Raw genomic sequence first — 16,251 nt, forward strand, 5'->3', positions numbered from 1 at the left:
GAATGAAGATCGTACTCATCGATGATGAAAAAGCGATGCACTTAATTATGAAGCGAATGTTGAACAAAATCGGTGAGATGGAAGTTGTGGGAGCCTTCCTGAATACAGCTGAGGCTGAAGTGTATTTAAACGACCATGATGTGGACATCGTCTTTATGGACATCCATATGCCGCAAGAGAGTGGCCTCATGTTCGCTCAGCGGTTAAGAGATAGGGGCAGTAAGATCAAGCTCGTGTTTGTGACATCGCATACCGAATATGCCTTGTCTGCTTTTGACGTCTTTGCCTACGATTATATCGTGAAGCCTGTTGCACTGGAGCGGATACAGCGAACGGTTCAAAGAGCCTTGGCTGAGGCCAAGCGGGAGCAGGGGCCAGCAGAATTGCCGGCAAATCCTTCGGTTCATGTAAAGATCAATTGTCTGGGCCGAATGGAGATCAAGGGTGCACAGAACACTATGCTTAAATGGAAGACTAGTAAAAGTGCAGAATTGTGCGGATACTTACTATTGCATCATGGCAGTCTGGTCTCCCGCTCTAAGCTGATCGAGGATATCTTCAAGGAGATGCCGCTCAAGAACGCAGAGACCTATTTGAACACCACCGCTTATCAACTACGCAAGCTACTTGGCGAGAATGGACTAAGGGACTGTCTGTATTCAGATGGCAATCATTATGCTTTGAATCTGTCTTCAGCTGATGTCGATCTGTTCCGGTTTGAAGAAGGTTGTAAGCAGATGATGGTTATAGACGAGTCGAATCTAGAGCAGGCGTTTGCGCTGGAGCGGCTCTATGTGGGTGACTTGTTCGGAAGTTATGGCTACCCTTGGGCTTTAAGTGAGATTGAGCGCTATTCACTGATGTATGTTCAGTTTACTCAACGCTTATGCAGAGCATTGTTGTCTCGGGGGGATTTCTTGACGGCTATTCCCATTCTCAATAGGCTGGCTACCCACAATGAATTGGATGAAGAGACCGTTAAGCTTCATTTGCAGGCCCTGGCTTTGCAGAAAAATAAAGAGGGCTTGACCCGCCGGTTCTCTGACTTCACGGAGCTACTATTGCGGGAGGTGGGGGCTACTCCCTCGCCAGAAATGGTACTGCTATATGAGCAGTTGCTGTCGCCATTGGAATCATTGCATTCGTTTTATAGTGAAATATAGGTTTATGTGATTACAGAACTGGAGGGTTATTTATGAAAGCATTGATTTTTGAGCATTTTGGCGGGCCAGAGGTACTGCGTTATGCAGATCTTCCTGATCCGGAGCTGGAGCCAGGGACGGTATGGGTTAGAATGAAGGCGATTGGATTAAACTTCGCTGACATTTATCGCAGACGGGGCGATTACCACTTGGCTGGTCAGGCACCCTACATTTTAGGGTACGAAGGTGCAGGCATTGTGGAGCGGGTTGCGGAGGATGTGAAGACGGTGGAGGTTGGGGACAGGGTTGCTTTTGCCGATGTCCCTTATGCGAATGCTGAACTGGTCAAGGTGGGAATCGATCATATCATTCCATTGCCGGACGACATCACTTTCGAGCAATCAGCCGCATTGCTGCTGCAAGGCCTGACGGCGCATTATCTGGTGAATGACAGCTATTCGGTTCAGCCAGGCGACGAGATTGTGATTCATGCGGCAGCAGGCGGAGTGGGGCAGCTTCTGACGCAGCTGGCTAAGGCCAAGGGCGCCAGAGTTCTCGGCTTGACCTCTTCTCCTGCGAAGCGTGAAGCTGCGCTCTCTGCGGGTGCAGACGAAGTGCTGCTGTACGACAGTGATTGGGCGAACGCGGCGGTCCGTTGGTCTTACGACGGCCAAGGTGTGAACGCAGTCTATGATTCAGTAGGTTCCACCTTAATGGATAGCTTCAAGGCGACGAAGATCAAAGGTTCAGTTGTATTCTACGGAATGGCCGGCGGCAATCCGCCCCACATCGACCCCCGTATGCTTATGGACACTTCCAAAACCTTGACCGGAGGCGACCTGTGGAACCATATCGTTACACATAGCAACCGGGTCGAGCGTTCAGAAAAGCTTTTTGAAGCGATCAGACAGGGACATCTAAAGATGGAGGAACCGAAGTCGTTCCCGCTCCGGGAGGGTGCTGAGGCACATCGGTTGTTAGAGAGCAGAAGCAGCACGGGAAAGATTTTGTTAATTCCTTAAACAGAATAAGCGAGTATCATTCCTCTTCATTCAACTTTGGCCCTCGCATTAGCGAACCGATGAATCCCGAAGTTCGGGTAACCGGAGGTGAGAATGCTGTCTCGCAAGGGATAAAGGTTGTCCGTGAAGCGCAGCTCGGCTCCCGTGGCTAGAATTCGGTCTACTAGATGATCCATAGCTTCTACTCGAAGAGGTTCTAGGGTGCGCGGCGAAGTATAATATCCTGCGGTTCGGTCAAACAGCTCAAAGCCTTGCCGTGGGAAAACGTATCTGTACAGCGAGGTGTTCTTTATGGCCGTATACCAGCGGCTTTCAACTGTGATAATGGTTGTGGCCGTAGTGCCTGCGAAAAGGTTGCGAGCCTGGGCATCAGTTGTAGCCGCTGTTTTTCGCAGGACAATTCTGGGGCAGTCTCTGGGAAAATAGTAACTCACCTCATGCTCTTGATCAATCGCCCAGACGAGTGGCGGCATTCCCTGGATGTTTTGTTTCTCTTTAGGGACAAACCTCTTAATGTCAGACTCTTCGCTAAAATGATAAAGATACATTCGGCACCTCTTCCTCTCCTACATAAAGTCAAAAAAGTAACGGATCACATGAAACAGTACCGGCGAGGTGTAGGTCAGGCTGTCGACCCGGCTTAAGTAGCTTTTTTTCAGAGCCTCGAATTTGCCATCATCGCCGATCAGCAGATCGCGCTTCAGCACGGACACGGTCAAGCTGCCGATGAAGCCGCTAAGGCTGATCAACATCCCGGAGAAGATCCCGAAGACCGGGGTAAGCGGCGTCAAATAAGGATAGATCAGATACGATACCGCCGTGGTAACCACGAACGCGCAAGCGAAGCCTTCCCAGGTCAGATAGGGATTGGCTGTGGGGACCACTTTTCTTTTGCCAAAATAGATCGAGGCCAGGTGATGCACCACATCATTGAGCTGCGTCAGTACAACCAGAAACAGTACAAGTCCCGCCCCATACTCGGGGGTAGCGAACTGGAAATACGCCAGATGGCTAAGCCCAAACACCATCAGCATAAGACCCCACTGGGTCGAACTGACACTGCGCAGAAATCCGACCGTCCCTTTATTGATCATCCGGGGAAGCGGTAGCAGCAAGAACACATAGACAGGGATAAAGACGATGAACATCCCGTACCATTCGATATAGATCCAGTAGAATTGCAGCGGAATCGACAAGTATGCCCACAGGAACAGCCTGCGGTCCGCTTTTCTGGACTTGATCATGGAGAAGTATTCCTTCAACGCGAAGAAGGTCAGCACCATCAGTGAGATTAGGGACACCACGGAATTGAAAAGGGTAGCGAGGCAGAAGATGAACACCATGCCCCACCAGGTTTTGATGCGGTTTCCGATGGGTGCATAATCCTTGTTCGGCTGTACTTTGCTTATTACATAATAGATGAGTTGAATGGCGCATAGAGCTGCCAAAATAAGAACTAACGTTAACAAGCTTCTATCCAGGGCAATCACCAACTTGTCGTGAGGTAGGATTCCATTAAAGGGTTCCTATGTTATTATGAAGGAATAGTCCAATCTTGATAAGGGGAAATTTCGTCAATGGTTGCAGATCAGTCGGTTTTTATCTTGCTTACGAATACCGGAACGCTTTTTACAAAAATGATTCAGACCTACACCAAAGCGCCGTATAACCATGCTTCGATTTCATTCGACCGCGAGCTTTCGGAGATGTACAGCTTCGGGCGAAAGAATCCGAACAATCCGCTGAACGGGGGATTCGTGAGGGAGGATATCCAGACAGGTACATACAGCAAGTATCCCAGTACGACGTGCGTGATCTATGAATTGCAGGTAACTGAACGTGAAGTGGAGAAAATGAAGCGGGTTCTGCATATCTTTATCCGCAGCCGCCAAAAGTACCTTTATAATATTCTAGGCGTGATTGGCATCGCCCTTAAAGAGCCTGTTGAGTTCAGCAACTCCTACTTCTGCTCGCAATTTGTTGCGGAGATCCTTGAGCGTTCCGGCATTAAGCTATGGAATAAGCTGCCTGCACTCGTGACACCGGATGATTTTCGGCAGAGTGACAGGCTGCAGTTGATTTATGAGGGAAGGTTGAGCGAGTACTTGAAATAGGCCGTATACGATTAGGGCTGGAGCTTAATTGTGTAGAGATAATGCAGCAAGACCAACTTCTTTTAATGCATTCATCGCCTCTAGATAAGGTAGAGGACCATAGCTGATACGCGCCACGCCCAGTTCGGCAAGCTGCCCGAGGGACGGGGTATGCGGGGTTACCATAATGTTCACCGGAAGCGGTGAGTGACTACATAGGGTTTCGATCAGTCTGGCATCGCTTAACCCCGGAACAAAAATACCGTCGGCCCCGGCTTCTGCATAAGCGTGCGCACGGCTGAGGGTCTGTTCAATACAGGATGCATGCTGCCCGACAGCCGTTTGAAAGAAAATATCCGTTCTGGCGTTAATAAAAAGAGGTAGTCCAGCCTGTTCGCCTGCTGCATGGGCAGCGGCAATGCGCAGACATTGCTCCGAGGTCGTATAGAGACCTGCATCGCCAATCCGCTGATCCTCCAAGTTAATCCCCACAGCTCCTTTTTCAATAACCAATCCTACATTCACTTTAACATCGTCCGGACTTAGCCCATATCCCCCTTCAATATCAATGGTTACGGGAAGATCTACCTTGTCCTTGATTCGTTTCAAATTCTCCAGTACGAGTGGAAAAGGAAGCGCCTCGCCGTCCTCATATCCGTGCGAAGCGGCGACGGACCAACTGCCGGTCGCTATGGCCTTGGCTCCAATGGCCTGAACCGCCTGCGCGCTCCCCGCATCCCAGATATTGATAAGCACTAAGGGGTCTCCTTTGGTATGCAATTGATGAAACTGAAGCGCTTGTTCATGTTGGATATTCATATCATTATTCTCCTCCCTGCTCATGATGGAGCAGCCAATTTTTACGTGTCAGACCCCCGCCATATCCACCCAGTTCGCCGTTTGCATTAATGACACGATGACAGGGAATCACAATGGCCAGCTGATTGGCCCCATTGGCTTGAGCAACCGCGCGGAAGGCCGTCGGTTTGCCGAGGGCTACAGATATGTCCAGATAGGAGCGTGTTTCCCCTAGCGGGATTTTCATTAATTCTCCCCATACGCTTTGTTGAAAAGGGGAGCCGAGTAGAGCAAGCGGAGTATCGAAGGTCGTCCGTTCTCCGTCAAAGTATTCTGACAGCTCTCGTTCAATCGAGAGAATAGGCTCGGTAACGCCCGGAATAATCGCCGATTTCGTTCGTTTCCGAAGGCGTTCTACCTCGCGTTCCAGACCTCGGCGGTCGATAAATTCCAATAGATAGAGGGCTTCATCGTTCCCGATGGCCATCATAGGGCCAAGACGGGTGTCAATCCAGGCGGCTTTCAGGACCTTACCGTCCTCCAGCAGGGTAGGGGCAGCCCCCATAATTCGAGAAAAAGCATCCCTGAAGCCGCTGCTAGATTCATAGCCGGTGGACAGCTGGCTGTCGATGACGGTCTTGCCCGACCTGATATTCTTCAGGGCAAGACCCATACGGCGTGCACGGGCGTATTCCACAAAGGTCATGCCAAACCGCTTTTTGAATTGACGCCGAGCCGTAGATTCATCGACCGAGAGATTCTTGAAGTCCTGTGTCGTCCAGCGTTTCTCCGGATTGCTCTCCACAGCTTCAACGAGTACACGGACAATCTCCGGGACGTGATTGGGATGAGAGAGCGGACGACAGCGCTGGCAGGGCCGATAAGAGGCCAGCAACGCTTGCTGAGGATTCGCAAAGAACTCACAATTCTCCAGCTTCGGCTTTCTGGCGGGGCATGTCGGACGGCAAAATACACCTGTGGTTTTGACGCCAACGTAGAACAATCCCTCGTACTCCGTATTTTTCTCCAGCAGCGCCTTGTAATACTCTTCATATCGCTCAGCAGGTAACAATAGCAGCACGTCCTAACCTTTCAATGTTGTTCTCATTATAATATCTTCCTGCGGAGGGCATCGCCGAAATTCAGGCATCAATTTTGGAAGCTTGGTAAAAATTGGTGGTTTACGCTGCATGAGGCCGTTACAGGTTCGACGGTTCTTACGATCGCTGTTAGAGATTACTGGATTGTAAAAGGACTTCAGAATTCCGTAGGGCCCTCCGCTTTTCTGCCTGCATTTAAACCAACCTCTAATTTTAAGATATATAGAACGCATTAAAAACAAACGTAATCAAGAAAAGTGAGCTTATATAGGTAGTATAGAAGTGCAATTTCCGGCATCGACAGCAATTAACGGCATTTTCGTACCTTAATTCCTCTGCAGCAAGGGGTTAGTGAAGATTAAGTGCAATATTGTACCTTAATTCTTCCAGAAGCCCCGGTTCAACATGATTTTTCGAAAAATAAGATACAATATGGACCTCTGTCAAGAAAGTGGACAGTCACGCAACGGATTTTTTAGTAAATTGCTGTGCAAAGCGAGCGGGAGAAAGATATCCCAGTGCACCGTGCATTCGTTTGCGGTTGTAGTAAAATTCAATGTACTGATAAATGGCATTGTAAGCCTCTTCCCTGTTTTTGAAACGGGGGTTACAGTAAATGAGTTCTTTCTTTAAAATACTGTGCCAGGACTCGATGCAGGCGTTATCGTAACAGTTTCCTTTGCGACTCATACTAGATTCCATCTCATAGCTCTTCAATTGGTCGACATAATCCTTAGATGTATATTGAGATCCTCGGTCGGAGTGGTGCAGAAGTTCCTTGCCAGGTCGCTTGGCTGCGTAAGCAGCCTGCAAGGCGTCCAGAACCAGACTGGTCTCCATGTGGTCGTACAAACGCCAGCCTACGATTTCACGCGTACATAAATCCATGACGCTGGCCAGATACAACCGGCCTCCCCGGCAAGGGATGTATGTGATGTCCGTGACCCATACGGTATTGGGTTTGAGCACTTTAAATGCTTGATTCAGCGTGTTGGGGGCGATAGGGTTATTATGTTTAGAGTCCGTCGTCTGTACGCGGTAAGGTTTAGACACGACGGAACGGAGCTCCATTTGCCGCATGTACACACTCACGGTGCGTTCAGTCAAGGTGTAGCCCTCTTGATGCAGCAGACGGGTGATTTTCGGACTTCCATACCGCATCTTATGATCGGTAAAATGATACTGGATTCGCTCCATGACCGCGGCTTTGCGGCGTTTTTGTGCGCTGATTTCTCCCGTCCGCCACTTGTAGTAGCCGCTCCTTGACACGCATAAGGTGTCGCACATCTTCTCCAAGCGAAACTCGGAGCGATGATTCTCCATGAACTGGAATCTTAGTTCCTTGGTTTGCTGAAGATGTGCACCGCTTTTTTTACGATCGCCAGTTCTTCTTGGGCGTCGGTGAGTTGGTGATCTTTCTCCTGAAGTTGACGACGCATCTCTTTGAGCTCTGCTTCGAGTTCTCGTACTCGATCCACACTCGCTGCCGGTTCATTTTTCAGCTCTCGATATTGACTCATCCACTGATGCAGCGTACTTTTTGGAATGTTAAGCTCTTCTGCTAAGTCGCCTAGCTCTTCGTCTGTTCTTGAATGAACTTTACGGTTTGCTTTTTAAATTCTTCGTTATATCGTTGTCTTTGTTCTCCCAAGTGAACACACCTCCACTACTGTCATTATCGGTCTGTCCGTTAACGAGTGTCCACTATTTATTCTAATTGCAATAATGCCCTTATGTCCCTCATTTACCTATATTGAGGAAAAATAAGGTACAAAAATGCTCTTAGTTGAGGAGGTCCCTCTTTTTTCATTGTTAAGACGATTGGTGAAGGGGAATATACCGCTTCTAGTGATATCGATGGATTTGAACAGCCATGGATCATAGGTTTTGCTATCGACGGTCTATGTTACGGTACTAGCTTTCCTATGGAAAGCTTTCAGGCGAGCGCTTTGCGCTTACACAGCCTCAAACGTCCCGTTCGCTTATCTTAGCTAGTTGTTAATTTCTTTTGTTCGACTTATATAGATCCCTTTTTCATTAAAAAAAGACGCCCTCAGCGGGCGTCCTTCTCTATTCCTCGGCATGAGCAGCTTCGTCTTTGACTTCTTCCTTGAAGCTGCGAATGCTCTGTTTGCGGCGTGCATTTTTGTCCTCAATCTGAGCTCGTTCCTTGCTGTCCAGCTCTGAAGAGAATTCGTTCAGGTAGCCTTCAGCTTCCTGCAGGTTCTCTTGCGTATTCTGGATACTTTGCTGCAAATGTTCTACATTATCTGCCCGATTATCTGGCTTTGCCATTGCTTAGATCGCCTCCTGATCATTGAAGCACCCGACTGACTTGGGAGCTAACAAGTAGGTTGATCGTTGCCGGCTCATTTTATGCATAGACTCCTATACAGATGATGGCTGAATATTAAAAAAACTCCCGCCTCAAAGGCGGAAGGTTAAGTAGTTACACGGCATGAGTTAGCGTGTCAAAGTCCTCATCGCTCAACTTGATGCCGGCTGCTGCAATATTTTGCTCCAGATGATTTACGGATGAAGTTCCAGGGATGGGGAGAATATTGGCGGCGCGCTTCAGGAGCCAAGCCAGGGCCAATTGAGCAGGTTGTGACCCAAGGCGCTGTGCCAGGTCATCCAGCGGGCCACCAGCTTTGCCCAGTTCACCTGTCGCAAGCGGGAACCATGGAATGAAAGCGATCTGATTGGCGATTGTATAATCGAGTACGGCTTCTGCATCCCGGTTAGCCAGATTATAGAGGTTCTGGACGGATACGATGCTTGCGGTTTTACCGGCTTCCTCCAGCTGCTCAACGCTCACTTCGCTAAGTCCAATGTGCCGAATTTTTCCTTCTTGCTGAAGACGTACCAGCTCTCCCAGTTGCTCGGTCAGCGGAACTTGGGGATCAATCCGGTGGAGCTGCAAGAGATCAATCCGCTCCACGCCCAGATGGCGCAGGTTCAGTTCAACCTGCTGACGAAGATACGCCGGTCGGCCTACTGGCACCCAATCTTGGGGACTCGGCCGGGCAACCCCTACTTTGGCAGCGATGATAAGGTCATCCGCATAAGGGTGCAGAGCCTCCTTAATTAATACATCCGTGACCAGTGGGCCATATGCGTCAGCGGTATCAATGAAGTTCACGCCAAGCTCCACGGCGCGTCGCAAGACGCGTACAGCTTCTTTCGGGTCAGCCGGATGTCCCCAGGCACCCGGACCGCTTAGTTGCAACGTGCCGAACCCAAGACGATTAACTTGCAAATCTCCTAGGGTATATGTGCCGGATGCCTCTGCGGTAACTTGATTTTGAGTCATATTTTTCCTCCCTATTTAGTGTGAATTTGATGATTGCTTATCCATGCTCTAACATGATTAAATTGTATCAGGAGTTATTATTTTGCAGAATACACATGTGTTCGTGCGCTCTGTTCATGTTGGTTCGTGTTTGACATGCATGTTACAAGTTATTTCTGTCCTTTGAAGCCACCTAGGGAGGTGCATTGCCTATGTCGCACAACACTCAAGATCTGATGCAGCCGGAAGAGCTTATGAAGATGCTTAGAATCAGACCCTCTGCGTCCCGGAAGAAGAGCTTACGCCAGCGTGATCTGGCTTTGCGGGTTGGCGTGGATACAAGAGCTATTCAACAGTGGGAAGGCGGAGACAGATTGCCCAGTGCACATAACTTGCAAAGGCTGGTGCAGGCATATGTGGAGGAAGCGGCGTTTTTGCCCGGGACTGAACGGCAGGAAGCGGGGCTGCTATGGCAATCCGTTAAGCAGGTATATGATAGCAGACCCGGTACGTACCGTTATTACCCGGAGTTCGACGAGAACTGGTTTGCACAGATTTTAGCTGATAGAGAGGCAGCACCTAACCATTCTGTTATTCAGCAAAAGGGAGCGACAACACAGATACCTATTGACCTGGCAAGTTCGGCAGTCAGGGTGACTGAACGCTCCGAACTCAAGCGGCGCCCCGCAGGTAAACTGCCGGTTCAGCTATCCAGCTTCGTCGGACGCATACCGCAGCTTGCCGAGCTCCATGATCTGCTGCGCCAATCCTCCTTGGTCACCTTAACAGGTCCCGGTGGAAGCGGGAAAACTTCTTTCGCCCTTCATCTTGCCTCCTCCTTGGCGGATAGCTTTCCGGATGGCATTTGGTTGTTTGAATTTGCAGCAGTGTCTGATCCACAGCTGGTCGTTGCTTACATGCTGTCTACTCTTGGGCTAGAGGACCGGCAGGGGCGGACTTCAATGGAGACGGTTCTGGATGCTATTCAGAATAAAAGCATGCTCTTTATCTTCGATAATTGTGAGCACCTGATCGACGCTTGCGCGGTGGTTGCAGAGTCTTTGTTGGCGTTCGCCCCTGCCCTCGTTATTCTGGCCACAAGTCAGGAACCGCTGAACCTGCCGGGAGAGAACCGTTACCCGGTCCGAGCTTTAAGTATGCCTCCTGAGCAAGAGTTATCCTATGGGCGATTGATGGAGTATGAATCGGTCCAACTGTTCGTCGAGCGGGCCACCTTGCTCCTCCCCCATTTCAAGGTCCAAGAGGCGCAAGCTGTACTTATCGGTGACATCTGCCGGAAGCTGGAGGGCAATCCGCTGGCATTGGAGCTAGCTGCGGCCCGGATGAACGTGCTGTCCCTGGAGCAGATCAATGAACGGCTTACTGATCTGCTGGGTTTTCTCACCACAGGCAAAAGAACAGCCACTCCGCGTCAACAGACCCTGAAGGCGACCATGGACTGGAGTTATTCCTTACTGTCCGAGAAGGAGCAGCTGCTATTCCGGCTATTAAGTGTTTTCATGGGTGAATTTACGCTGGAGACCGTGGAAGAGGTCTGTGTGTATCGTCCAAGACATCAGGAGCCTTGCTCGCTTAAGAAGGAAGAGACTTTAGATCTTTTCGCCAATCTGGTCAATAAATCCTTAGTTTCCATGCACAGCTCCAAGTCCTCGGACCGGATGACCTATGCCCTGCTGGCCCCGGTGAAGCAATACGCACAGGAAAAGCTGGAATCCTGCCAGCTGGAATGCCACAGGGTGCACGGTGCAGATAAAGAACATATTTACCGGCTTCATGCGGAGTATTTTGCCCGTTTCATTGAAGAGATAGAGCAGGAAGTCAAAGAGGGCAATACCTCCATTGCGCTTGCGAAGATCAGGGCCGAGTACGATAATTTGCGTGCCGCTCTGCAATGGGCGTATTCACAAGACGATCCCGAGGGAACGGGACTGCGGATTGCCGGCTCCCTGTGCGAGTTCTGGTCTCTGGAAGGCAATTGGAGCGAGGGATTGCTGTGGCTTTCCAGGTTGCTGCCGGCTGCCCATGATCATGAGAACCTGAAGGCATTGAACAAGGCCCTGAAAGGTAAAGAGTTGTTGATGTCAGCCCAAGGCAATGGAGATATTTACACGGCTTAACCTATTCTTTTATAGGAATTCACTCCGGTCACGTGATCCAAGAGCAAATTTTGTAGATTCTAACACACTTTTTTACAGCCAATAATGAATAACATAACTGACTGTGTGCGAGCTTTGGCTTGCCGGGTCAGTTTTTTTGTTAGGAGCTAGCCTTCTGAAATATAGTTATGTTCAAAATATTGTCAGCAGATATCTCCATATGGTAGAATTAGTTAATGTAATATTGATATAGGTAACCTAATTCAAAAAGTGAAATGGTGATCATATGGACAACAAGAAGATTAAAGTGGATGTCGCTAATAAGGAGGGGCAGCTTGGTTTTGTATTCACCCGAGGGGGACTTCGTGAAGGAGCGGGTAGAAAGGGAATCGGGGTGACCAAGAAGGTCTCCTTAACCTTAACGGAGGAACTATGGAACAATCTTGAGAAGCAATGTGCTGATGATGAAGTGTCCCGTTCGGAGCTCATCCGCAAGATGATTGAAGCTTATTATTCGAATTAGTGTAATCGGGAGGCAGGGTCATCTATGCGGGTCAATGTAACTAAGGATTCTCTTCTGCATGCGCTCCAGCATGTGCTAAAGGCCGTTTCAGTAAATCATCTCATCCCTATCCTGTCAGGGGTTAGCATTCGTAAGGATCAGGATGTCCTGATTTTTACGTCAAGCAATACGAATATGACCATAGAATACAGAATTTCTCTGACCACTAGCTCCACGTCGGAACAAGAGGACGGTGCCATTGTTGTACCTGCACGGTATTTATATGAGATCGTTCGCAAGCTCGAACCGGGATCTATCAGATTGGAGACGACAGAGCAGAGGATACTGCTCCTTTCTTCAGGAGATGCTCATATCCGGTTGTGCGGAATGGATTCGGCAACGTTCCCTACGATTCAAAAGACAGATCGTCACACGGTAGCAAGGTGGAGCATTAATAATGCCGTGCTAAAATCAGCTGTTAGGCAGGTTGCTTGTGCAGTCTCAACTTCCGAGACTAGGCCGGTACTGACGGGAGTGTTTTTCGAGTGTAACAATGAAGTGCTTAGTTTAATCGCTACCGATGGCGTTCGTCTCGCTTCCCGCACCCTAACTGTGGAACATGCTGGGGCTATTCATATCCAGGGCGTTATCCCGGGAGTCAATCTCTATGAAGTATCCAAGATGCTGAAGGACGAGCAGGGGACGACCGTTATTGAAGTGGGGACTAACCAGATCCAATTTACGTCAAAAGAACTGCATGTTCAGTCCGCTCTCCTTGAGGGGTCCTATCCATCTGTAGAGAAGCTGATTCCACAGTCTTTTTCATCCGAACTCACGGTGAAGACAGTATCTCTATTGCAGGCGGTGGAGCGCGTGTCTGTGTTGGCTTCGGGGAGTATTATTAGGCTGGTTGTTTCGGGGGGCAGTCTGGAGCTATTGTCGCAAACGGCGGAGATAGGAGATGTTCTGGATCAGGTTGCTCTATTAGAAAAGAACGGCGAGGATTTCAGGATTTCCTTGAATGCCACCTTCCTCCTCGATATTCTTCGTTGTATAGATTGTGAGTATGTCAGATTCAGATTTACGGGAATCATGGGGCCGCTTGTTTTTTTGCCGCAAGACCTCTCTGCATCTATGCTATTTCTGATTACACCTGTAAGGACCGCCAACTGATAATAGCCATATATAGTGGAACCCTCTCCCAACTTCCCCTATACTTGTATGGTACGACTATCAATTTATCGAATGGAGTTTAAGAATTCATGTCTACTTTACCAAACTGCCCGGAATGCCAATCGGAATACGCTTATGAAGATCGAGGAATGCTGGTCTGCCCGGAGTGCGGCCATGAATGGTCCCCGGGAGCAGAAGCCGAGCATGACAGCGAAGAAGCGAAGGTCATCAAGGATGCCAATGGAAATGTGCTCAGCGATGGCGATACCGTAACTGTGATTAAGGATCTCAAGGTGAAAGGAAGCTCCCTCGTTGTCAAAATAGGCACAAGAGTCAAGAACATTCGCCTGGTTGAAGGCGATCATGATATTGATTGCAAAATCGACGGTTTTGGTGCGATGAAGCTGAAATCAGAATTTGTCAAAAAAGTATAGCTTATGCCTGGCAGCAAGCATTCTGTTTCTCTTGGAGAACAGGGTGCTTTTTTTAGAAACTCATCACAAACCAGCAACCTGTCCAGGGAGTCCCAGTTTGTCTCACAGACACGGGTTGCCCCAACGCGAAAGGGAAGGGTATGCTGGTTTTTGTTGTGGAACTGGGGAGCTACCTCAGCGGCTATTCAAATGGCATAACAGTTTAGCAGCATCTCACGCACAGCATCGTTTATGGCCGCGTCGTTCTCAGGGGTAAGCCACTCTTCGCGAATAATCATGTGGCTACACGAGTTGCCCTTAAGATAACTATATATAATCTGGGCCTCATCAATCTCATGCCTGCTGATGTCAGCCGATCGCTGAAGTGGACTGCTCCGAAAGTTATCTCTGATGATTGTCGTAATCTCTGTCTGCAGACTGGCGTTACTGAAATCCTCTGATTCAAGCTTGGTTTGAAAAAGAATACGGTTGCCCTGCAGCAACAATAGCTTGAGTGTCCGGTCGTTAATAGGTTCAACCATCGCAATCCGCTGATTTGCTCCCGCAAACTCAATGACCTTCTCTTTCTGCAGCAGGGAGCGTACTGCCCCAATATAATCGCGGTATTTGGCTGCGGCTTCGTAATTATAATTCTCCGCAGCATCCGCCATTCGCTGTTCCATACCTTCCAGTATACTCATATCTGTCCCGTCCAAGAGGGAAACAAAGCGGTCCATAATGCCGTTGTATGTGTCCAGGGCTTCCCCGCCAGCGCACATCCCGATACACAAGCCCAGGGAGTGGTTGAGGCAAAGCGAAGCTGTTTTAGAGTGGGGATTGCTACATAGAATGCTGTAGCTTTCGAGCACTCCCTGTACCGCCCGCTCCGCAGTGCTTCGGCTTGTGTAAGGACCAAACAATAATCGCTCATCGCCTTGTTCGGCACCGTCCCCGGGGTCATAGGATACTTCAATCCTCCGCCGGTCACTTTCGGTCCGGATCACGATATAGGTGTAGGCGAGGGGATTCTTCATTTTTTTATTATAGGGCGGCTTAAGCTCCTTGATTAATGTGCACTCCAGCATAAAGGCTTCGAATTCGGTATCCGTCAGTGTATAATCCAGGTCTTTAATGTTTTTAACGAGACGTTTGACCTTGGGCGAATGGGATTTGGAGTCTTGAAAATAGGACTGGACCCGTCTCTTCAAGGCCTTGGCCTTGCCGACATAAATGATATTTCCCAGACTGTCTTTCATTAAATATACGCCGGGGGTTAAAGGGAGGTTTTTTACCTTTTCCGTCAGATTCATATGTATCCCTCCGTGGGTTCAGATTCATCTATAGCTCAAGTATAGACGATGGGCCAAGGCGTATAAAGAATAGGAAAGTGGCGAGATGTGGTGATCCAGAATGTATAAGATGTTGCTTCCTTATCCATCCTAATCAGGAGCAGCAGGAATGCCAGAAGGGGGACAATCTCATCCATGAATAATAGCAATGATACCAGTTGGAAAGAAGACAATGTGGTGACCCAGGCACAGCGGTCAGTAAAGAAGCTGCACGATGCGGTATCCCAGGCGTTGAGCCATCCGAACGAACAGACGGTCGAACAAGTCGAGAACCGACTGGAGCATACGGAACAAGCGGTCCATGAGGCGCGGCGGGTGTTTAACGGTAAGGGCGCGGAGTTGGCTGAGGAGTTACTTGCCGATGAGAAGGATCGCCTGTCTTCGCTGGATAATAGTAACCGCTGATAGCGGTTGCGCATAAAGTTGATGCAGCCCTCAAATGCTGATTGCAGCAATGAGGGCTGTTTTTGCGAAAATAACTTCTAATTTAACTGATTTTTATTTAAAATAGTACAGAATGCGCTATAGAAATACCCACTAATCCGATGTATAATTAATGGATAATTACATACATAAGATGCTTACTTCATGGCTTCATAGTGTGGTTGCAAGCGTAAGATAATTTATGAACACAGGGGAGATGAAGAAGATGGCAAAGGGAAAGATATTATCCATTAAGACGATTGTAGCGATCGGCATCGGTTCGGCGCTGTTCGTTATTCTGGGAAGGTTCGGTTCCATCCCTACGGGTATCCCGAATACCAACATTGAGACTACATATGCACTGCTTGCACTATTCGCACTGCTCTACGGGCCAACGGCTGGAGTATTGATTGGCTTAATCGGGCATACCCTTAAAGATGCGATTTTTTATGGGTCGCCGTGGTTTAGTTGGGTTATTGCTTCCGGGATAGTAGGGCTCGTTATTGGCTTGATTGCCAGCAGAATCGCTATTCATGATGGAGAGTTTGGCAAAAAGGAGATTATTCGTTTCAACATTGCTCAGATTGCAGCGAACGCAGTAGCTTGGTTCGTTGTAGCTCCTATTCTCGATATTGCTATCTATGCAGAGCCAGCAAATAAAGTATTTACACAAGGCCTGATCGCGGGCGCATCGAATATTGTAACGGTAGCTGTGATTGGTACACTGCTAGCGATTGCTTACAGTAAGACAAGAACCAAAAAGGGAAGCTTGACCAAGCAGGCATAATCCCCTACAATCCAAACCAAAGGCCGGTGAGTATCACCGG

18 protein-coding genes are annotated in these 16,251 nt (G+C 48.8%); 9 read left to right on the top strand and 9 right to left on the bottom strand.

Annotation, left to right across the window (positions count from 1 at the left end):
• Positions 1-2 precede the first annotated feature (2 nt).
• Together ACFVU8_RS17985 and ACFVU8_RS17990 are read left to right on the top strand one after the other, a co-directional pair.
• The gene (locus ACFVU8_RS17985; protein WP_387429020.1) at positions 3-1,163 is read left to right on the top strand and encodes a response regulator; all 1,161 of its coding nucleotides are present in this window, start codon (positions 3-5) and stop codon (positions 1,161-1,163) included.
• Between the two features lie 32 nt (positions 1,164-1,195).
• Positions 1,196-2,164 carry a quinone oxidoreductase family protein gene (locus ACFVU8_RS17990; RefSeq protein ID WP_387429023.1) on the top strand — a complete coding sequence of 323 codons (969 nt, stop codon included), beginning with the start codon at positions 1,196-1,198 and terminating at the stop codon, positions 2,162-2,164.
• Positions 2,165-2,190: 26 nt separating this feature from the next.
• Here ACFVU8_RS17990 and ACFVU8_RS17995 read toward each other — a convergent pair whose 3' ends face one another.
• Together ACFVU8_RS17995 and ACFVU8_RS18000 are read right to left on the bottom strand one after the other, a co-directional pair.
• Positions 2,191-2,712, bottom strand: coding sequence for a DUF6886 family protein (locus ACFVU8_RS17995; RefSeq protein ID WP_387429026.1), 522 nt, complete (start codon positions 2,710-2,712; stop codon positions 2,191-2,193).
• A gap of 18 nt (positions 2,713-2,730) precedes the next feature.
• Positions 2,731-3,645 carry a phosphatidate cytidylyltransferase gene (locus ACFVU8_RS18000; RefSeq protein WP_387429475.1) on the bottom strand — a complete coding sequence of 305 codons (915 nt, stop codon included), beginning with the start codon at positions 3,643-3,645 and terminating at the stop codon, positions 2,731-2,733.
• Positions 3,646-3,741: 96 nt separating this feature from the next.
• Between ACFVU8_RS18000 and ACFVU8_RS18005 the strand changes: the two genes are divergently transcribed.
• Positions 3,742-4,278: a hypothetical protein gene (locus ACFVU8_RS18005; protein ID WP_379466602.1), complete on the top strand. Its 537-nt coding sequence runs from the start codon at positions 3,742-3,744 to the stop codon at positions 4,276-4,278.
• A gap of 24 nt (positions 4,279-4,302) precedes the next feature.
• On the opposite strand, the gene ACFVU8_RS18010 is transcribed toward ACFVU8_RS18005, so the two are convergent.
• The 6 genes from ACFVU8_RS18010 to ACFVU8_RS18035 form a co-directional block, all read right to left on the bottom strand.
• Positions 4,303-5,076, bottom strand: a complete 774-nt coding sequence (locus tag ACFVU8_RS18010) for an isocitrate lyase/PEP mutase family protein (protein ID WP_387429029.1) — start codon at positions 5,074-5,076, stop codon at positions 4,303-4,305.
• 4 nt (positions 5,077-5,080) lie between these two features.
• Entirely contained in the window at positions 5,081-6,127 is a 1,047-nt protein-coding gene (locus ACFVU8_RS18015; RefSeq protein ID WP_387429030.1) for a bifunctional transcriptional activator/DNA repair enzyme AdaA, read from the bottom strand.
• Between the two features lie 487 nt (positions 6,128-6,614).
• Entirely contained in the window at positions 6,615-7,478 is an 864-nt protein-coding gene (locus ACFVU8_RS18020; RefSeq protein WP_387429032.1) for an IS3 family transposase, read from the bottom strand.
• Between the two features lie 11 nt (positions 7,479-7,489).
• The gene (locus tag ACFVU8_RS18025) at positions 7,490-7,675 is read right to left on the bottom strand and encodes a hypothetical protein (RefSeq protein WP_387429034.1); all 186 of its coding nucleotides are present in this window, start codon (positions 7,673-7,675) and stop codon (positions 7,490-7,492) included.
• Between the two features lie 550 nt (positions 7,676-8,225).
• Entirely contained in the window at positions 8,226-8,450 is a 225-nt protein-coding gene (gene tlp, locus ACFVU8_RS18030) for a small acid-soluble spore protein Tlp (protein WP_175373413.1), read from the bottom strand.
• A 154-nt stretch (positions 8,451-8,604) separates the two neighbouring features.
• Positions 8,605-9,468 (bottom strand): aldo/keto reductase, encoded by an 864-nt coding sequence (locus ACFVU8_RS18035; protein WP_387429036.1) that lies wholly within the window; start codon positions 9,466-9,468, stop codon positions 8,605-8,607.
• A 191-nt stretch (positions 9,469-9,659) separates the two neighbouring features.
• On the opposite strand from ACFVU8_RS18035, the gene ACFVU8_RS18040 reads away from it, so the two are divergent.
• The 4 genes from ACFVU8_RS18040 to ACFVU8_RS18055 all read left to right on the top strand — a co-directional run bounded on the left by ACFVU8_RS18040 (position 9,660) and on the right by ACFVU8_RS18055 (position 13,673).
• Entirely contained in the window at positions 9,660-11,585 is a 1,926-nt protein-coding gene (locus ACFVU8_RS18040; RefSeq protein WP_387429039.1) for an ATP-binding protein, read from the top strand.
• A gap of 265 nt (positions 11,586-11,850) precedes the next feature.
• On the top strand, positions 11,851-12,087 hold the full coding sequence (locus ACFVU8_RS18045; protein WP_387429042.1) for a ribbon-helix-helix domain-containing protein: 237 nt from the start codon (positions 11,851-11,853) through the stop codon (positions 12,085-12,087).
• 24 nt (positions 12,088-12,111) lie between these two features.
• On the top strand, positions 12,112-13,239 hold the full coding sequence (dnaN, locus tag ACFVU8_RS18050; protein ID WP_387429045.1) for a DNA polymerase III subunit beta: 1,128 nt from the start codon (positions 12,112-12,114) through the stop codon (positions 13,237-13,239).
• A gap of 89 nt (positions 13,240-13,328) precedes the next feature.
• Positions 13,329-13,673, top strand: a complete 345-nt coding sequence (locus tag ACFVU8_RS18055) for a zinc ribbon domain-containing protein YjdM (protein WP_066378195.1) — start codon at positions 13,329-13,331, stop codon at positions 13,671-13,673.
• A gap of 185 nt (positions 13,674-13,858) precedes the next feature.
• Here the strand turns inward: ACFVU8_RS18055 and ACFVU8_RS18060 are convergent, their stop codons facing one another.
• Positions 13,859-14,962: a GIY-YIG nuclease family protein gene (locus ACFVU8_RS18060; RefSeq protein ID WP_387429046.1), complete on the bottom strand. Its 1,104-nt coding sequence runs from the start codon at positions 14,960-14,962 to the stop codon at positions 13,859-13,861.
• Positions 14,963-15,136: 174 nt separating this feature from the next.
• On the opposite strand from ACFVU8_RS18060, the gene ACFVU8_RS18065 reads away from it, so the two are divergent.
• Entirely contained in the window at positions 15,137-15,406 is a 270-nt protein-coding gene (locus ACFVU8_RS18065; RefSeq protein ID WP_387429048.1) for a hypothetical protein, read from the top strand.
• Positions 15,407-15,641: 235 nt separating this feature from the next.
• Positions 15,642-16,211: an ECF-type riboflavin transporter substrate-binding protein gene (locus ACFVU8_RS18070; RefSeq protein WP_217622481.1), complete on the top strand. Its 570-nt coding sequence runs from the start codon at positions 15,642-15,644 to the stop codon at positions 16,209-16,211.
• Positions 16,212-16,251: the final 40 nt, after the last annotated feature.

It is taken from the genome of Paenibacillus sp. NPDC058177 (assembly GCF_042883835.1).
GTDB classification, from domain to species: Bacteria; Bacillota; Bacilli; order Paenibacillales; family Paenibacillaceae; genus Paenibacillus_AQ; species Paenibacillus_AQ agri.